Origin of the sequence: Paraburkholderia hospita (assembly GCF_002902965.1) — a bacterium.
GTDB classification, from domain to species: Bacteria; Pseudomonadota; Gammaproteobacteria; order Burkholderiales; family Burkholderiaceae; genus Paraburkholderia; species Paraburkholderia hospita.
The window spans coordinates 71,519-88,362 of the sequence record NZ_CP026106.1 but is presented as its reverse complement, the minus strand read 5'-3'; the positions used below and the strand labels follow the sequence as shown (position 1 = coordinate 88,362).

Sequence of the window (16,844 nt, the reverse complement as noted above, 5' to 3'; positions counted from 1 at the left end):
GGGAACCAGCATGCGCATTGTCTGTATCGGCGGCGGCCCGGCTGGGCTGTATTTTGGGTTGTTGATGAAGCACCGGCATCCGGCGCACGAAGTGGTCATCGTCGAGCGCAACCGGCCGTACGACACCTTCGGCTGGGGCGTCGTGTTCTCCGACCAGACGCTAGGCAATCTGCGCGCCGCCGACGCCAAAAGCGCCGACATGATCCTCGACGCGTTCAACCACTGGGACGACATCGAAATCAACTTTCGCGGCGCGAAGGTACGCTCGTCGGGGCACGGCTTTTGCGGCATCGGCCGCAAGCGGCTGCTGAACATCCTGCAGGCGCGTTGCGAAGAACTCGGCGTGAAGCTGGTCTTCGAAACCCAGGTCACGAACGACGACGATTACGACGCCGACCTCATCATCGCCAGCGACGGCCTGAACAGCGCCATCCGCCAGAAATACGCCTCGACCTATCAACCCGACATCGACATGCGCGACTGCCGCTTCGTGTGGCTCGGCACGAAGAAGCTCTTCGACGCCTTTACGTTCGCGTTCGAAAAGACCGAATGGGGCTGGTTCCAGGCGCACGCGTACCGCTTCGACGATGAAACCTCGACGTTCATCGTCGAAACGCCCGAGCGCGTGTGGCGCGCGGCCGGACTCGACGAAATGAGCAAGGAAGACAGCATCGCGTTCTGCGAGCGGCTCTTTGCGAAGTACCTCGACGGCCATCCGCTGATGTCGAACGCTAGCCATCTGCGCGGCTCGTCGCAATGGATCCGCTTTCCGCGTGTCGTCAGTCGCGAATGGGCGCACTGGAAAACAGGCGCCGACGGCAAACGCGTACCCGTCGTGCTGATGGGCGACGCCGCGCACACCGCGCATTTTTCGATCGGCTCCGGCACCAAGCTCGCGCTCGAAGACGCGATCGAACTCGCGAACAGCATCGACGCGCATCCGCACGATCTCGCCGCCGCACTCGCGCACTACACGGAAGTGCGCAGCGTGGACGTGCTGCGCATCCAGAATGCCGCGCGCAATTCGACGGAATGGTTCGAGCATGTCGACCGTTACACCGCTTTCGAGCCGGAGCAGTTCGCGTATTCGCTGCTGACGCGCTCGCAGCGCATTTCGCACGAGAACCTGCGCGACCGCGATGCCGGCTATCTCTCGTCATTCGAAGACTGGCTGGCGGCGCGCGCGGGCATGGAACGCGCGCCGGACAAGCACTCCGTCCCGCCCATGTTCACGCCGTTCAAACTGCGCGGCGTGACGTTGAAGAACCGCGTCGTCGTCTCGCCGATGGCGCAGTATTCGGCCGTCGACGGCGTCGCTGGCGACTATCACCTGATGCATCTCGGCGCGCGTGCCATGGGTGGCGCAGCGCTCGTGATGACCGAGATGACGTGCGTGTCACCCGAAGCGCGCATCACGCCGGGATGCCCCGGCATGTATGCGCCCGAGCATCTCGCCGCGTGGCGCCGCATCGTGCAGTTCGTGCACGGGCAATCCGATGCGAAGATCGGCATGCAGCTCGGCCACGCGGGCGCGAAGGCTTCGACACGCGTCAGCTGGGAAGGCATCGATCAGCCCTTGCCCGATGACAACTGGTCTTTGGTGTCGGCATCGCCGCAGCAATACCTGCGCGGCGTGAGCCAATGGTCGCGCGAAGCGACGCATGCAGAACTGCGCGAGATCGAAACGCAATTCGTGCGCGCAACCGAAATGGCCGCGGAAGCGGGCTTCGACTGGCTCGAACTGCACTGCGCGCACGGCTATTTCCTGTCGAGCTTTCTCTCGCCGCTCACCAATCATCGCACCGACGAATACGGTGGAACGCTTGCGAATCGTCTGCGCTATCCGCTCGAAGTGTTCGCCGCGATGCGGAAGGTGTGGCCGCAGGACAAGCCGATGTCAGTGCGTATCTCCGCGCACGACTGGGTCGACGGCGGCACCACACCCGACGACGCCGTCGAGATCGCACGCGCGTTCAAGGCGGCGGGCGCGGACATGATCGACGTGTCGTCGGGTCAGGTCAGCAAGGAAGAAAAGCCCGTGTATGGCCGTATGTTCCAGACGCCGTTCGCCGATCGCATCCGCAACGAGGCGGGCATCGCGACGATCGCAGTCGGCGCGATCTCCGAGGCGGATCACGTGAACAGCATCATCGCAGCAGGCCGCGCGGACTTGTGCGCGGTCGCGCGTCCGCATCTGGCGAATCCGTCGTGGACGCTGAACGAGGCGGCGAAGATCGGCTACTTCGACGTCAACTGGCCGAAGCAATACACGGCGGCCAAGTCGCAGCTCGAACGCAACTACGAACGCGAGCGCGCGCAGGCCGCCGAGAATGCGCGCCTGTCGCCGATCGAACGCGCGCAGCGTGCGGAAGGAACAGTTTGATGAACAGCACCCTTGCGGGAAAGCACGCCGTCGTGACGGGCGGCGGCAGCGGCATCGGCGCGGCAACGGCCGAAGCGCTGGTTCGCGCAGGCGCGCGCGTCACGCTGATGGGCCGCGACGCGCAACGTCTTGCCGCGCAGCGCGAATCCTTGAGCGCGTATGGCGAGATCGCGGCTTGTATCAGCGTCGATGTGTGCGACGAAAGCGCTGTTAACAAGGCGTTTTCTGAAGCATCATCGATTGCGGGCGCTGTCGATGTGCTTGTCAACAACGCCGGCCAAGCGCAAGCGGCGCCCTTCACGCACACGGATATGGCGCTGTGGCAACGCATGCTCGACGTCAACCTGACGGGCGTATTTCTCTGCACGCGCGCCGTGTTGCCGTCGATGCTCGAACGAGGCTATGGCCGCATCGTCAACGTCGCGAGCACGGCGGGACAGATCGGTTACGCGTACGTCGCCGCTTACTGCGCGGCCAAGCATGGCGTGATCGGCCTCACGCGCTCGCTCGCGCTCGAAGTCGCGACGAAGGGCGTCACGGTCAACGCCGTCTGTCCCGGCTATACGGAAACGGAACTGCTGCGCGCGTCGCTCGACCAGATCACCGCGAAGACTTCGCGCAGCGAGCAGGAAGCGCGCGACGTTCTCGTGCGCAACAACCCGCAGCGCCGCTTCGTCGCGCCCGCCGAAGTCGCGAATGCCGTGCTGTGGTTGTGCATGCCAGGCTCCGAATCCATCACAGGTCAATCTGTTTCCGTTTCAGGCGGAGAAGTCACATGAGCAACATTGCAAAGAAGAAGACGGCCGTCGCCGCCGAAGCCAAACCGACGCGCAAAGGCATTGCGAAACCCGCGGAGAACGTCGTGGACATGGAAATGAGCACGGGCGCGGACAGTCACATGGGCTTGCGCCTGTGGCTGCGCATGCTGACCACCACCAACCTCGTGCAAGCGGAATTGCGTAAGCGTCTGCGCAACGAGTTCGACACGACGCTGCCGCGCTTCGATCTGATGGCGCAACTGGAGCGTCATCCCGAAGGCCTCAAGATGACGGAACTGTCGCGCCGTCTGATGGTGACGGGCGGCAACATCACCGGCATTACGGATCAACTGGAAAAAGAAGGGCTCGTCGCGCGCGACACCGATCCGAACGACCGCCGTTCGATCAGCGTCCGTCTCACGCCTGAAGGCCGCGCGCTGTTCGACAAAATGGCCGTCGCACACGAGCAATGGGTCGTCGAAATGTTCGGCGGCCTCGATCTCGATGAGAAATCGCACACGCATCAGAAGCTCGGCAAGCTCAAGCAGCATCTGCTGAACACGATCAAGAGCTGACGCGCGACATCTGCAAAAGAGGAGACAACGATGACCCGTTCCGCTGCCGAAGCCCTGCTGGCCGGCAATCGCACGACGCTCGCCGCGTATGAGGCGAAGCACTTCGGCTGGTCCGTCGACGCGGGCGTCGCGACGATCACGCTGAACCGCCCCGAGCGCAAGAACCCGCTGACGTTCGAATCGTACGCGGAGTTGCGCGATCTGTTCCGGCAACTCGCCTATGCAACCGACGTGAAGGTCGTGGTCATGCACGGCGCTGGCGACAACTTCTGCTCGGGCGGCGACGTGCACGACATCATCGCGCCACTGATCGATCTGCCGATGCCCGAACTGCTGCTCTTCACGCGCATGACCGGCGATCTCGTGAAAGCGATGCGGCATTGTCCGCAACCGATCATCGCGGCCGTCGACGGCGTTTGCGCAGGCGCGGGCGCGATTCTCGCGATGGCCTCCGACATGCGTCTCGGCACCGCGCGCAGCAAGCTCGCGTTTCTGTTCACGCGTGTGGGCCTTGCCGGTTGCGACATGGGCGCGTGCTCGATCCTGCCGCGCATCATCGGCCAGGGGCGGGCAGCCGAACTGCTGTACACGGGGCGCTCCGCGAGTGGCGAAGAAGGTTACGCGTGGGGCTTCTACAACCGCCTGTGCGCGCCGGAAGCGTTGCTCGACGAAGCATCGAAACTCGCCGCCGACCTCGCCGCCGGCCCGACGTTCGCGCACGGCGTCACGAAGAAGATGCTGCACCAGGAATGGAGCATGAGCATCGACGAAGCAATCGAATCCGAAGCGCAGGCACAGGCCATCTGCATGACGACGCGCGATTTCGAGCGTGCGTATCGCGCGTTCGCGGCTAAATCGCGTCCTGTGTTCGAAGGAGACTGACCGTGAAGCTGAAAGATCCGCACGGCGCGTTGGCCTGGCCGTTCTTCGAAGCGCGTCATCGCGAACTGGCCGAAGGAATAGAAACATGGGCCTCGCAGCATCTCGCACACGTGCCGCATGACGACGCCGACGCGACATGCCGCCAACTCGTGCGTGCATTGGGCGAAGCGGGCTGGTTGAAGTATGGCGTCGGCGGCACGCAATACGGCGGACATGGCGACACGATCGACACCCGCGCCGTGTGTCTGCTGCGCGAGACGCTCGCGAAACACGACGGCCTCGCGGACTTCGCGCTCGCCATGCAAGGCCTCGGCTCGGGCGCGATCACGCTGGCGGGCACGCATGAACAGAAATCGCACTATTTGCCACGGGTGGTAAGGGGCGAAGCCATTGCAGCGTTCGCGCTGTCAGAACCTGAAGCGGGTTCCGACGTTGCAGCAATGGCCTTGCAGGCGCGCGCGGAAGGCGACAGCTACGTGCTGGACGGCGACAAGACGTGGATCTCGAACGGTGGTATCGCCGACTTCTATGTCGTGTTTGCAAGAACGGGCGAAGCACCCGGTGCGCGCGGCATCAGCGCGTTCATTGTCGATGCCGATACGCCGGGCCTGCAGATCGCCGAACGCATCGACGTGATCGCGCCGCATCCGCTCGCGCGTCTGCATTTCGCCAACGCGCGCGTGCCGCGCAGCCAGATGCTCGGTGCGCCCGGCGAAGGCTTCAAGATCGCGATGCGCACGCTCGATATCTTCCGCACGTCGGTCGCGGCGGCGTCGTTGGGCTTTGCGCGGCGCGCGTTGCAGGAAGGCCTCGAACGCGCCGCGTCGCGCAAGATGTTCGGTCAGACGCTCGGCGATTTTCAGTTGACGCAAGCCAAACTCGCGCAGATGGCGTTGACGATCGACAGCAGCGCGCTGCTCGTCTATCGCGCCGCATGGCTGCGCGATCAGGGCGAGAGCGTCACGCGTGAAGCCGCGATGGCGAAGTGGCACGCGAGCGAAGGCGCGCAGCAGGTCATCGATGCCGCCGTGCAACTGTGGGGCGGCATGGGCGTGCAAAGCGGCACGACGGTCGAAAGGCTGTATCGCGAGATTCGCGCGTTGCGCATCTACGAAGGCGCGACGGAAGTGCAGCAACTGATCGTCGGACGCGATCTGCTCAAGGCGCACGCGGCTGCGCAGCAGGAACGCGAATCATGAGCGCAACGTTCGACATGCCTATGCGCATCCGCTTCGCGCATTGCGATCCGGCGGGCATCGTCTACTTTCCGCAGTATCTGGTGATGACGAACATGCTCGTCGAAGAGTGGTGCAACGAGCGTCTTGCCATCGACTACGCGCACATGATCCAGACGCGCCGCGTCGGCCTGCCTATCGTGAAGCTCGATTGCGAGTTTTCGAGGCCAAGCCGCATGGGCGAAACGATCACGCTTTCGCTGGATGTCACGCGCATCGGACGCCGTTCGATTGGCATCGCGATCGTCGCCCGTTGCGCCGATGAAGTGCGCTTTCGCTCGGCGCAAGTGCTCGTCACGACATCGCTGGAGAGCGGCCAGTCGATCGACATTCCCAACGACATCGCCGCCGCGCTCGCGGCATTCGCGCCGCAGACCGTTCAATCCGAGGAGCAACGCTCATGAAAAAACGATCGCTTCTGCCCGCAGGCTGGGTCAAGCCGAAGGGCTATGCCAATGGTGTCGCGGCGAATGGCACGCAGGTGTTTATCGCCGGACAGATCGGCTGGAACGAAGAGGCGCGCATGACGAGCGAGCGCTTCGCCGAACAGGCCGTGCAGGCGCTGCGCAACGTGCTCGCGGTACTGCGCGAAGCAGGCGGACAGCCCGAGCACCTCGTGCGCATGACGTGGTACGTCACTGACAAGCGCGAGTACCTCGCGTCGCTCAAGGAGATCGGCCAGGCATTCCGCGAACTGATCGGCGACTACGACATCGCGATGAGCGCCGTGCAGGTCGTCGCGCTGATCGAGGACGACGCCAAAGTGGAAATCGAAGCAACCGCCGTGATTACCGACTAGACGCGCTGCGGGCAGCGCAGATCAAACCATTTCGCACATCACGCACGTATGGCAGGGGAGTTTCATGATGGAACCGTCAGCTCACGTCGATACTTTCGCGCGCAATCACTTGCCGCCGCAGGATCAATGGCCGGTGTTCCTGCTCGACAACCCGGACGTCGCGTATCCGGCGCGTTTCAACTGCGCGACTGAACTGCTCGATCGTGCCGTCGAAAATGGGCATCGCGATCGGCCGGCGATCTGGTCCGATGTCGACGGCAAGCCGCACGCGACCACATACGGCGAACTGCTCGCAATGGTCAATCGCAGCGCACACGTGCTAATCGACGAAATGGGTTTGCGGCCGGGCAACCGCGTTTTGTTGCGCGGGCCGAACACGTTGCAGATGGCCGTCGCGTTTCTCGCGGCGTTGAAGGCGGGTCTCGTCGTCGTGCCGACCATGCCGTTGCTGCGCGCAAAAGAACTCAAGCAGATCATCGACAAGGCGCAAATCGGCGCGGCGCTATGCGACACGCGTCTGACGGAAGAACTCGCGCGCTGCGCGACGCAAGGCGACGAGTACTTTTGTGAAGGCCTGAAAAACACGCTGGTTTTTCACGACGACGACGCAGCGGGTTCGCTCGAAACACTGGCGGCGTCAAAGCCGGCTGAATTCAAGGCCTGCGACACAGCCGCCGACGACGTCTGCCTGATCGCCTTCACGAGCGGCACGACAGGCGCGCCGAAGGGCTGCATGCACTTCCATCGCGACGTGCTGGCGATGTGCGATCTGTTCCCGCGCCACATCCTGAAGCCCACCGCCGACGACATCTTCTGCGGCACGCCGCCGCTCGCGTTCACGTTCGGCCTTGGCGGGCTGCTGTGCTTTCCGTTGCGCGCGGGCGCATCGACAGTGCTGATCGAAAAGCAGACGCCCGAAACGCTGCTGCAAAACGTCGAGCGCTTTCAGGCGACCGTGATGTTCACCGCGCCGACTTTCTATCGGCAGATGGCGCCGTTGATTCCGCGCTACGACATTGCATCGCTGAAAAAGACCGTGTCCGCAGGCGAAGCGCTGCCCGATTCGACGCGCGCGCTGTGGCGCGAAGCGAGCGGAATCGAGATGGTCGACGGCATCGGCGGCACTGAACTCATTCATATCTTCATCTCGTCGGCGGGACACGATGTGCGGCCGCATGCAATCGGCAAGGCCGTGCCTGGCTATGTCGTGCAAGCCGTCGACGATGACATGCGCCCCGTGCCCACCGGCACGCTCGGCAAGCTCGCAGTGCGCGGGCCGACCGGCTGCCGCTATCTCGCCGACGAGCGTCAGCTGAAGTTCGTGCGCGACGGCTGGAACCTGCCCGGCGATTCCGTCTATATCGACGCGGACGGCTACGTGTTCTATCAGGCGCGTGCCGACGACATGATCGTCTCGGCGGGTTACAACATCTCTGGCCCGGAAGTGGAAAGCGTGCTGATGCAGCACCAGGCCGTCGCCGAATGCGGCGTGATCGGCGTGCCCGACGAGACACGCGGACAGATCGTGAAGGCGTTCGTCGTGCTCAATACGGGCTATAGCGGCGATGAGAAACTGGTCGCGGAGTTGCAGGAATTCGTGAAGAATACCGTTGCGCCTTACAAGTATCCGCGTGTCGTCGCCTTCATCGACGCGCTGCCTCGCACGGAAACCGGCAAGATCAAGCGGTTCGCTTTGCGTGCGATGTAGCGCATCAAGCTTCATTCGATAACGGCGAGCGGTGACGCGCGCAGTCCCCGTCGTCCCACAATCGAGGAGCATTTGATGGCCGGTTCCTTTATCGAAGTCGCCGCTCGCGATGGCGGCCGTTTCAACGCATACATGGCGCGCCCCGCGCAGGGGTCCGGTCCGGGCCTCGTGCTGTTGCAAGAGATTTTCGGCATCAACGACTATTTGAAGCAAACGGCCGACCGCTACGCCGAAGAGGGCTATGTCGTGCTCGTGCCCGATCTGTTCTGGCGCATGCAGCCGAATGTCGTGCTCGGCTACGACGGCGACGACATGAAGCGCGCGCTCGACTTCCACGCGAAGTTCGACGTCGATCTCGCCGTGCGGGATATCGCCGCGACGCTCGATGCGTTGCGCGCGCTGCCCGAGCAACAAGGCAAGGTCGGCACGGTCGGCTATTGCCTCGGCGGCAAGCTCGCGATGCTCGCGGCTGCGCGCACGGACGTCGATTGTGCGGTGAGCTATTACGGCGTCGGGCTCGAAGCGTATCTGGACGAAGTGAAGAACATTCGTTGCCCAATGGTGTTTCACTTCCCCGAGAACGACGCGTACTGCCCGCCGCCCGTGCGCGAGCAGATCATGGCCGCGCTTCGCACGCATGCGTACATCGAGCGGTATGTGTATCCCGGCTGCGATCATGCGTTCGCCGCGCCTGCGCGCCCGCAATACGACAAGCCCGCCGCGATGATGGCGTACTCGCGCACGCTCGCGCTGCTGCGCAAGGTGCTCGGCCCGATCTACGATCTGAATACGCTGTGGGAACAGCACTGCTATTTCGAGTTCGCGACGCGCGACGTCGAAGCCGTGATGCCGACCATGGTCGCGCAGCCATACGTCAACCACGTGCCGACCATGACGGGCGGCGTCGGTTATGACAATCTCAAGCGCTTCTATACGAATCACTTCGTCAACTCAAATCCACCGGACACGAAGCTGATTCCAATCTCGCGGACCACCGGTTCCGATCGCATCGTCGATGAATTCATCTTTGCTTGCACACATAGCTGCGAGATCGACTGGCTGCTGCCGCGCGTCGCGCCGACGGGCAAATACTTCGAGGTGCCGATGCTCGCTGTCGTCTGCTTCCGCGGCGACAAGCTGTATAACGAGCATATCTATTGGGATCAGGCTTCCGTGCTCGTGCAGGTCGGCTTGCTCGATCCGAAGGGCTTGCCCGTTGCGGGCATCGAAAGCGCGCGCAAACTGCTCGATGAGAAGCTGCCGTCCAATCAGCTGATGGGCGACAAGTGGTCGGCATGATGGTTGCTCGTGCAACGTAAAGCATCGTACCGAATAGAGGCCGCCCTCTCGCGCGGCCTCGTATGATGTTCGCTCCGCCGATACACGGCCTTTCCGCGCGACTCGCCGCCCGCTCATGCTCACCGTCCACCACTTGAACAACTCCCGTTCGCAGCGCGTGCTGTGGCTGCTCGAAGAACTGGGCGTGCCGTACGAAATCAAGCGTTACCAGCGCGACCCGAAGACGATGCTCGCGCCGCCCGAACTGCGGGCCGTTCATCCCCTCGGCAAGTCGCCCGTCGTCACTGACGATGGTCAGACCCTCGCTGAATCCGCCGCGATCATCGAGTATCTGCTCGAACGTTACGGACAAGGCTGCTTCGAGCCGGCTGCCGGCACGCCCGAACGCCAGAAGTTCAGATACTGGATGCACTATGCGGAAGGCTCTGCGATGCCGCCGCTGTTGCTGAAGCTGGTTGCGCTGCGCATCGGCAGCGCGCCGATGCCGTTCTTCGCGAAGCCGATTGCGAAGAAGATCTCGTCGACATTGCAATCCACCTTCATCGATCCACAGATCGCGCTGCATATGAGTTTTATCGAAGATTCGCTGCGCAAAACCGGCAATTTTGTCGGCAGCGAATTCACGGCCGCCGATATTCAGATGAGCTTCCCGCTCGAAGCCGCCACCGCGCGCGGCGACCGCGATGCGAAATATCCGTCGGTCGCCCGTTTTCTCGACACGATCCATGCCCGGCCCGCCTATCAGCGCGCGCTCGAACGCGGCGGCAAGTACGATTTATTGAGCTGAAACGTGTCGATTCCGGCCGCATTCGATCGTCGTGTTAAGTAGAAACGTGCACGAGCAGGGAATTGCAGTTGCCGTCTGGAACGGATGCTCGCTAGACTGAAAGCGCATCGACAGCCAAGGAGGACACGCGCGCATGACGCATAACATCGAAGGCAAAAAGCGCTGGCTTGCACTGATCGTGCTATGCATGGGCGTGTTGATGATCGTGCTCGATACGACGATCGTCAACGTCGCCCTGCCGTCGATCGCGGCCGATCTGGGCTTTTCCGAAACCGCGCTCGTGTGGGTCGTCAATGCGTACATGCTGACCTTCGGCGGCTTTCTGTTGCTCGGAGGCAGGCTCGGCGATCTGTACGGACACCGCAAGCTCTTCCTCGCGGGCATTACGCTGTTCACGCTGGCGTCGCTCGCATGCGGACTCGCAAACTCGCAAGTCATGCTGGTTTTCGCGCGCGCGATCCAAGGGCTGGGTGGCGCGGTCGTGTCTGCCGTTTCACTGTCGCTCATCATGAATCTGTTTACCGAAGAGGGTGAGCGCGCCAAAGCGATGGGCGTCTACGGTTTCGTGTGCGCGGGCGGCGGCAGCATCGGCGTGCTGCTCGGCGGATTGCTGACCAATCTGCTGAGCTGGCACTGGATCTTTCTCGTCAATCTGCCCATCGGTATCGCCGTGTATGGGGCGTGCATCGCGCTGATGCCGGCCGGCCGCGGGCACGCGCATGGCGAACGGCTCGACGTCGCGGGCGCAGCAACCGTGACTGCGTCGCTGATGCTGGCCGTCTACGCAATCGTCAACGGCAACGAGGCGGGTTGGCTGTCCGCGCAAACCGTCGGCCTGATCGTCGTCGCGTTGGCGCTGCTCGGCGCGTTTCTCATCATCGAGGCGCGCGTCGCGCATCCGTTGATGCCGCTCAAGCTCTTCACGTTGCGCAATGTCGCGACGGCCAACGTGGTCGGCGTGTTGTGGGCAGCGGCGATGTTCGCGTGGTTCTTCATCTCGGCGCTTTATTTGCAGCGCGTGCTCGCCTATGCGCCGCTTCAGGTCGGCCTCGCGTTCCTGCCCGCGAATCTCATCATGGGCTTTTTCTCGCTCGGCCTGTCGGCGCGCATGGTGATGCGCTTCGGCATCCGGCGGCCGCTCGCCGTCGGCCTGTTTCTCGCGGCGCTCGGGCTGCTGCTGTTTGCGCGCGCCCCCGTCGATGGACACTTCGTCGTCGATGTGTTGCCCGGCATGGTGTTGCTCGGCGTGGGCGCGGGCGTCGCGTTCAATCCGATGCTGCTCGCTGCAATGAGCGATGTCGATCCCGCGGATTCCGGGCTCGCGTCGGGCATCGTCAACACGTCGTTCATGATGGGCGGCGCATTGGGACTCGCGGTCCTGGCGAGTCTCGCGGCCGCGCAATCGGCGAGCAGCGGTGCGCAGCAAGCCGATACGCCCGCCGCGCTCGCGAGCGGCTATCACGTTGCGTTTCTCGTCGGCGCGATCTTCGCGGCCATGGCTGCGACGATCGGCGGCGCGTTGCTGCGGCCCGGCTCGCCATCCGCCGCGCAACGTGAGCGCGACGGCGACACGTTGAAGCAGCAGATGGAGCAATCGCCATGAGCAAGACCACGGATGTTCCCGATCTGGTTCGCCGCTGCTTCGCGGCGTATCAGCACAAGGACCGCGCGGCGATCGAAGCGATCCTCGCCGACGATTTTCATTTCACCAGTCCACGCGACGATCATATCGACCGGCGCGAATACTTCGAACGCTGCTGGCCGTTCAACGAACAGGTCGAGTTCTTTCAGATCGAGAAGCTGTTCAGCGAAGGCAGCGAAGCGTTCGTGCGTTATGCGTGCAAGCCGGTGAATCGCGAGGCGTTTCGCAATACCGAGTTCTTCCGGATCGAGAACGGCAAGATCGTCGAAGTGCAGGTCTATTTCGGGTCGCCCGCGAAAGACGTATCGGCGGAATGACGGGCCGCTGCATCTGCAGAACCGCAAGCGCGATCAAATGAACGGTCCGTCCGATCGATATGCTGGGTTCATGCCGAAACGAGAGTCCGTATGAACTTGATCGGAAACCCTGCGGGAAAGGCGTTGTGGTTTATCGAAAGCCACTTCCATGAGGAACTGTCGCTCGACGATATCGCCAGTTGCGGTTGCGTCTCGCGCTTTCATCTGTCGCGCGCGTTCGAAGCGGCAACGGGCCACGCGGTGATGCGCTATGTGCGCGCGCGCCGCCTGACGGAAGCGGCGCGGCGACTAGCGCGCGGTGCGCCGGATATCCTCGCCGTCGCGGTCGATGCGGGTTACGGCTCGCACGAGGCATTTACGCGCGCGTTTCGCGAGCAGTTCGGGCTCACGCCCGAAACGTTGCGCGCGCAAGGTCATCTCGACAACCTCGCACTCGTGGAGCCGATCAAAATGGATGAATCACTTCTTGCCCATCTCGAGCCGCCGCGTTTCGTGGACGGCAAACCGTTGCTCGTCGCGGGATCGAGCGAACGCTATCACTGTGAAAGCAGTTCGGGCATTCCCGCGCAATGGCAGCGCTTCAACGCGATCTTCGGCGAGGTGCCCGGACAGATCGGCCGCGTCGCGTACGGCGTCTGCTACAACGCCGACGACTCCGGCAACTTCGACTATCTGTGCGGTGTGGAAGTCTCCGACTTTTCGGGCTTGCCCGATGAACTGAGCCGCGTGCGCATCGGCACGCAGCGCTATGCGGTGTTCACGCACAGCGAGCACATTTCGACGATACGCCGCACGTGGAACACTATCTGGAACAAATGGCTGCCGGAATCCGGGCACGCGCCCGCCGATGCGCCCAACTTCGAGCGCTACAGCGAGCAGTTCAATCCCGTGACGGGCATGGGCGGCGTCGAAATCTGGCTGCCGCTCAGGAACTGAAGCGCGAACCCAGCGCAGACGCGAATCAGCGCGTGTCGCCGACGGGCGCGGCTTCGACTTCGAACGTGTCACCCGTTTCGAAGAACGTGCCGCCCGCGACGTAATGGCAGGTGCGCATGTCGTGATCGTCGCCGAAGTGCCAGCGGTTGTCCGAATAGACGCGGCTGTCCGCGTAGCACGCGACCACTTCGGCGAGGATCAGATCGTGCCGCTGGGCGTCGTCGGGAATCACCTTGCATTCGAACCACGCCACGCACCCTTCCAGCATCGGCACATCGATCTTTTCGGCCGGAAACGTCTCGAGCTGGAGCGCGGTGAACTTGTCGATTTCGACGCCGGCGTTCGAGCCGACCGCGAGCGTATGGCGCGCGAAGCCGCGCGTGGGTAGTTGCAGGCCGAATACGCCGCTCGCTTCGACCAGTTGACGCGTCAATGTCTTCGCGTCGATCACGACGACGAGTTTCGGCGGCACGAAATCCAGCGGCATGGCCCACGAAGCCGCCATCACGTTCGAGCGCCCGTCGTGCGCGCTCGTGATCAACGTGACGGGACCATGGTTAAGAAGGCGCGTCGCGCGCGCCAGATCGACGGGTTGCCGGAATGATTGCATGAGAGACCTTCGCGATATCGATCGCTGCATTCTAGCGAAGCCGGGCAAAACGCGAAGCTTGCGCGCCATGGCAGTAAAGCTGCCGGACGAGCGCGCTTTGTGCGAAAAGCAGATGCAAAAACTCGGGGCAAAAAAACGGCGGCGCCAATGCGCCGCCCGCAGATCCGCATGGATGCAAATTCAGTGTGTAGTCGGTGGCTTGCCGTGCGTGACGTCGAGCGGTTTGTGCGCTTCGCCGTTCGCGCCGGGGAAGAAGGCGTTCCATGCGGCACGCACGCCCTCGGCTGCCGTGGCCTCCGCGTCGATGGTTTCCGGTTCATCCACGCGGGCGGGATCTTCGCTCAGTCCGCGCCAGTGGGTGAACACGAGAAGCGGCTTCTCCGACCATCCGCCTTCGATAAATTTAGCGAATGCCGTGTCTCCGCTCACCAGCTGGACTTCGTACCACCCATCTCGCACGGGCGCATAGTCGTCCAGCGGGTACCATGCGGTCGCTTCGATTTCCATAGTGCCGTCTCCTGTCGTGGAAGTGACTCATAGGGAGGCATTGTTTATGCCTTACGGGCGGCGCGCCCGCTCACGGCGTCGGGTACTAGCGCGGTCCGGGACTTGCAGGGCGAACGGACCCAGAAAAAACGACGCACTTTTTGACCACGACGCACCACCAGATTTACACATCTCGCCTGTCGCCGTAAAGCCCGGCAACATATTCGGATTTTTCGAACGTACGGTCCGAAACGTTCGAACCCGAACATTCACGCCTTCGCGTTCAGTTTGAAGGCGCCGCGATCGAACGCTTCGCAGTATGCCTTCCAGTCGCTGACGACCTGCGCTTCGCACTGCGTCGCGAGTTCGATCAACGGCAATTGCCATTTGCCGTCTTCGCCGAACGCGATCAGGTCGTCGGCGATTGCGGAAGTCTGCCTTCCGCTGCTGCGGAAGTGCGCCCACGCGACCAGATCGGCCATGTTGCGCACGACGGACTCCAGCCTCGGCAGCTTGCCGTTCCAGTTGTCGAGCGCGACGCGATCCTCCGATGGCTGCAAGCCGCGCAGCACGAACGGCCGCTGTTCGAACTCGACGGCATGCAGGAAGGCTTGCGACACCACCTGGTTGCGCCTCTGAATCTCGACGACGCGCTCGGCCTCGCTGCCCCATTTGGGCTGCGGCGTATGAACGTTCGGCGCGGTGGCGGACGGCAAAGCCAGCTTCATGTCGAGCAGGTAATTGCCGTCGGGCGAGCCCTTGCCTTCGACCAGAATCACATAGCGCTCGACGCCCAGACTGCCTGTACCCGCAATGCGGCGCGCGACGTCGATGATCTCGTAGAACTGCGGATTCGGCTCGCGCTTCGCGAAATCGTTCATGAACGCGACGACCTTGGCGCGCGCTTCGGCTGAGACAGGCAGCGCCTTTTTGCCGTCGACGCGCAGCGTCCGCTTTTTCCCCTTCAATTCGGTGCGCCGGTTCAGGTGATCGACGCGCGAGCGCTGGTGCAAAGCCGCGAACAGTTCGCCGACCATGCCCTCGGCCGTCTCCTCTTCGATCCAGCGCGCCTTGCCGAAACGCAGTGCGGCCGCGTAGGCGTCGGTTGCCGTATGGCACAGCGCGAGTGCCTCGGCGCGGCTGAGCTTCAGGTCGTCGGCCGCTACCAGCACGCTCGACAGCAGACGGATCATTTCGTACAGGCAGGGCGCCAGGCATGCCTCGTCAAAATCATTGATGTCGAAATAAATGAGCCGGTTGTCGCCCTTGTAGCTGCCGAAATTCTCCAGATGCAAGTCGCCGCAGATCCACGCCCGCGGCGCGCCGTCCAGCACCGTGCCTTTGGACAGACGCTTGTAGAACAGATGACAGGTTCCGCGCAGAAACACGAACGGCGACGCGCGCATGCGCGCGTATTTCATTGCGAGGCGGTCGGGGTCACGGCCCGCATTAAACCGGGCGATTTCATCAGCAACGTCGAGCATGCGGACCTCTCACGAATGGGGAATGAGCGGGATCATTCTGAACCGGCAGCCTTTCACTTCCAAACGTTCGCAATCGGCGCACCTTTCACGACCGGCGGCGAGACGCCGCGATGCTGGCTCTATCGAATCGCGCCCACCTGGTTCTTACGGGCGCACAGCCTTTGCCGTATCGTGCCCGCTTGGCATACTTCAACGGTTCACGCGACGGGAGAATGACGTGGTGCAACGAGTCAACGAATACGGCCAGGCTATCGGCGAACCCATGCCACAGTGGCAGCCCGCAAAGGCGCCTGGCGATCAGCCGATGACAGGCTGCTACTGCCGGCTGGAACGGGTCGACGTCGAACGCCACGCGGACGATCTGTACGACGCCTACAGCGCCGCGCCCGACGGCCGCGACTGGACCTATCTTTCGGTAGGCCCGTTCGACACGCGCGAAGCGTACCGCGACTTCCTCGCGTCCTGCGCGGCTTCCCCCGACCCGCTGCATCACACCGTCATCGATCTCGCGACGGGCAAAGCCATCGGCACGCTTTCGCTGATGCGTATCGACAAGGCGAATGGCGTGATCGAAGTCGGCTTCGTCGTGTTTTCGCAGCGTCTGCAAAAGACGCGCATGGCAACGGAATCCATCTTCCTGTTGATGCAGCGCGTATTCGACGAACTTGGCTACCGGCGCTTCGAATGGAAATGCGACTCGCTGAATGCGCCGTCGCGCGCCGCGGCGGCCCGCTTCGGCTTCACGTACGAAGGCATCTTCCGTCAGGCCGTGACTTACAAAGGCCGTAACCGCGATACCGCGTGGTTCTCGATCATCGACAGCGAATGGCCGGCGCTGCGCGCCGGCTTCGCGCAATGGCTCGACGAAGCGAACTTCGACGCGCAGGGCACGCAGCGGCGCACGTTGCAGGCGTGCACTGCGGCACATCGCCCGTAACGCGGC

The 16,844-nt window shown here is 63.0% G+C and carries 17 protein-coding genes; 14 read left to right on the top strand and 3 right to left on the bottom strand.

All coding sequences use genetic code 11. The annotated features are described in order from the left end of the window. Positions 1 to 10: 10 nt before the first annotated feature. The 13 genes from C2L64_RS18765 (at position 11) to C2L64_RS18705 (ending at position 13,321) form a co-directional block, all read left to right on the top strand. Positions 11 to 2,383, top strand: coding sequence for a bifunctional salicylyl-CoA 5-hydroxylase/oxidoreductase (locus C2L64_RS18765; RefSeq protein ID WP_007583053.1), 2,373 nt, complete (start codon positions 11 to 13; stop codon positions 2,381 to 2,383). After that, positions 2,383 to 3,162 (top strand): SDR family NAD(P)-dependent oxidoreductase, encoded by a 780-nt coding sequence (locus tag C2L64_RS18760; RefSeq protein WP_007583051.1) that lies wholly within the window; start codon positions 2,383 to 2,385, stop codon positions 3,160 to 3,162. Before C2L64_RS18765 ends, C2L64_RS18760 begins: the two co-directional genes overlap by 1 nt. Further along, a complete protein-coding gene (locus C2L64_RS18755; protein WP_007583049.1) occupies positions 3,159 to 3,716 on the top strand; it encodes a MarR family winged helix-turn-helix transcriptional regulator in 558 nt (185 codons plus the stop codon). Before C2L64_RS18760 ends, C2L64_RS18755 begins: the two co-directional genes overlap by 4 nt. A gap of 30 nt (positions 3,717 to 3,746) precedes the next feature. Continuing rightward, positions 3,747 to 4,598 carry an enoyl-CoA hydratase family protein gene (locus C2L64_RS18750; protein WP_007583047.1) on the top strand — a complete coding sequence of 284 codons (852 nt, stop codon included), beginning with the start codon at positions 3,747 to 3,749 and terminating at the stop codon, positions 4,596 to 4,598. A 2-nt stretch (positions 4,599 to 4,600) separates the two neighbouring features. Beyond that, the gene (locus tag C2L64_RS18745; RefSeq protein ID WP_007583045.1) at positions 4,601 to 5,797 is read left to right on the top strand and encodes an acyl-CoA dehydrogenase family protein; all 1,197 of its coding nucleotides are present in this window, start codon (positions 4,601 to 4,603) and stop codon (positions 5,795 to 5,797) included. After that, positions 5,794 to 6,237, top strand: a complete 444-nt coding sequence (locus C2L64_RS18740) for an acyl-CoA thioesterase (RefSeq protein WP_007583043.1) — start codon at positions 5,794 to 5,796, stop codon at positions 6,235 to 6,237. The genes C2L64_RS18745 and C2L64_RS18740 overlap by 4 nt, the downstream gene beginning before the upstream one ends. Then, positions 6,234 to 6,632, top strand: a complete 399-nt coding sequence (locus C2L64_RS18735) for a RidA family protein (protein WP_007583041.1) — start codon at positions 6,234 to 6,236, stop codon at positions 6,630 to 6,632. The genes C2L64_RS18740 and C2L64_RS18735 overlap by 4 nt, the downstream gene beginning before the upstream one ends. Before the next feature lie 67 nt (positions 6,633 to 6,699). Beyond that, positions 6,700 to 8,340 carry an AMP-binding protein gene (locus C2L64_RS18730; RefSeq protein WP_007583039.1) on the top strand — a complete coding sequence of 547 codons (1,641 nt, stop codon included), beginning with the start codon at positions 6,700 to 6,702 and terminating at the stop codon, positions 8,338 to 8,340. A gap of 75 nt (positions 8,341 to 8,415) precedes the next feature. Then, positions 8,416 to 9,639: a dienelactone hydrolase family protein gene (locus C2L64_RS18725; protein WP_007583037.1), complete on the top strand. Its 1,224-nt coding sequence runs from the start codon at positions 8,416 to 8,418 to the stop codon at positions 9,637 to 9,639. Positions 9,640 to 9,754: 115 nt separating this feature from the next. Further along, positions 9,755 to 10,426 (top strand): glutathione S-transferase, encoded by a 672-nt coding sequence (locus tag C2L64_RS18720; protein WP_007583036.1) that lies wholly within the window; start codon positions 9,755 to 9,757, stop codon positions 10,424 to 10,426. 133 nt (positions 10,427 to 10,559) lie between these two features. Then, positions 10,560 to 12,029: a DHA2 family efflux MFS transporter permease subunit gene (locus C2L64_RS18715; RefSeq protein ID WP_007583034.1), complete on the top strand. Its 1,470-nt coding sequence runs from the start codon at positions 10,560 to 10,562 to the stop codon at positions 12,027 to 12,029. After that, complete coding sequence (locus C2L64_RS18710) at positions 12,026 to 12,385, top strand: nuclear transport factor 2 family protein (protein WP_007583032.1); 360 nt, start codon at positions 12,026 to 12,028, stop codon at positions 12,383 to 12,385. Before C2L64_RS18715 ends, C2L64_RS18710 begins: the two co-directional genes overlap by 4 nt. 90 nt (positions 12,386 to 12,475) lie before the next feature. Further along, a complete protein-coding gene (locus C2L64_RS18705) occupies positions 12,476 to 13,321 on the top strand; it encodes an AraC family transcriptional regulator (protein ID WP_007583030.1) in 846 nt (281 codons plus the stop codon). 25 nt (positions 13,322 to 13,346) lie between these two features. On the opposite strand, the gene C2L64_RS18700 is transcribed toward C2L64_RS18705, so the two are convergent. From C2L64_RS18700 to C2L64_RS18690, 3 genes are all read right to left on the bottom strand, one after another. After that, entirely contained in the window at positions 13,347 to 13,931 is a 585-nt protein-coding gene (locus C2L64_RS18700; protein ID WP_007583028.1) for a flavin reductase family protein, read from the bottom strand. 180 nt (positions 13,932 to 14,111) lie between these two features. Then, positions 14,112 to 14,438, bottom strand: coding sequence for a hypothetical protein (locus C2L64_RS18695; protein ID WP_007583025.1), 327 nt, complete (start codon positions 14,436 to 14,438; stop codon positions 14,112 to 14,114). A 248-nt stretch (positions 14,439 to 14,686) separates the two neighbouring features. Beyond that, positions 14,687 to 15,901: a DUF2252 domain-containing protein gene (locus tag C2L64_RS18690; protein ID WP_007583023.1), complete on the bottom strand. Its 1,215-nt coding sequence runs from the start codon at positions 15,899 to 15,901 to the stop codon at positions 14,687 to 14,689. Positions 15,902 to 16,118: 217 nt separating this feature from the next. On the opposite strand from C2L64_RS18690, the gene C2L64_RS18685 reads away from it, so the two are divergent. Then, the gene (locus C2L64_RS18685; protein ID WP_007583022.1) at positions 16,119 to 16,838 is read left to right on the top strand and encodes a GNAT family N-acetyltransferase; all 720 of its coding nucleotides are present in this window, start codon (positions 16,119 to 16,121) and stop codon (positions 16,836 to 16,838) included. The last annotated feature ends 6 nt before the right edge of the window (positions 16,839 to 16,844 follow it).

What these genes read in the sequence shown, in the direction of transcription:
- C2L64_RS18740 (WP_007583043.1), top strand. Translation starts at nt 5,794, where the DNA reads ATGAGCGCAACGTTCGACATGCCTATGCGCATCCGCTTCGCGCATTGC.
- C2L64_RS18755 (WP_007583049.1), top strand. Translation starts at nt 3,159, where the DNA reads ATGAGCAACATTGCAAAGAAGAAGACGGCCGTCGCCGCCGAAGCCAAA.
- C2L64_RS18735 (WP_007583041.1), top strand. Translation starts at nt 6,234, where the DNA reads ATGAAAAAACGATCGCTTCTGCCCGCAGGCTGGGTCAAGCCGAAGGGC.
- C2L64_RS18710 (WP_007583032.1), top strand. Translation starts at nt 12,026, where the DNA reads ATGAGCAAGACCACGGATGTTCCCGATCTGGTTCGCCGCTGCTTCGCG.
- C2L64_RS18720 (WP_007583036.1), top strand. Translation starts at nt 9,755, where the DNA reads ATGCTCACCGTCCACCACTTGAACAACTCCCGTTCGCAGCGCGTGCTG.
- C2L64_RS18730 (WP_007583039.1), top strand. Translation starts at nt 6,700, where the DNA reads ATGGAACCGTCAGCTCACGTCGATACTTTCGCGCGCAATCACTTGCCG.
- C2L64_RS18765 (WP_007583053.1), top strand. Translation starts at nt 11, where the DNA reads ATGCGCATTGTCTGTATCGGCGGCGGCCCGGCTGGGCTGTATTTTGGG.
- C2L64_RS18690 (WP_007583023.1), bottom strand. Translation starts at nt 15,901, where the DNA reads ATGCTCGACGTTGCTGATGAAATCGCCCGGTTTAATGCGGGCCGTGAC.
- C2L64_RS18695 (WP_007583025.1), bottom strand. Translation starts at nt 14,438, where the DNA reads ATGGAAATCGAAGCGACCGCATGGTACCCGCTGGACGACTATGCGCCC.
- C2L64_RS18750 (WP_007583047.1), top strand. Translation starts at nt 3,747, where the DNA reads ATGACCCGTTCCGCTGCCGAAGCCCTGCTGGCCGGCAATCGCACGACG.
- C2L64_RS18725 (WP_007583037.1), top strand. Translation starts at nt 8,416, where the DNA reads ATGGCCGGTTCCTTTATCGAAGTCGCCGCTCGCGATGGCGGCCGTTTC.
- C2L64_RS18705 (WP_007583030.1), top strand. Translation starts at nt 12,476, where the DNA reads ATGAACTTGATCGGAAACCCTGCGGGAAAGGCGTTGTGGTTTATCGAA.
- C2L64_RS18715 (WP_007583034.1), top strand. Translation starts at nt 10,560, where the DNA reads ATGACGCATAACATCGAAGGCAAAAAGCGCTGGCTTGCACTGATCGTG.
- C2L64_RS18760 (WP_007583051.1), top strand. Translation starts at nt 2,383, where the DNA reads ATGAACAGCACCCTTGCGGGAAAGCACGCCGTCGTGACGGGCGGCGGC.
- C2L64_RS18700 (WP_007583028.1), bottom strand. Translation starts at nt 13,931, where the DNA reads ATGCAATCATTCCGGCAACCCGTCGATCTGGCGCGCGCGACGCGCCTT.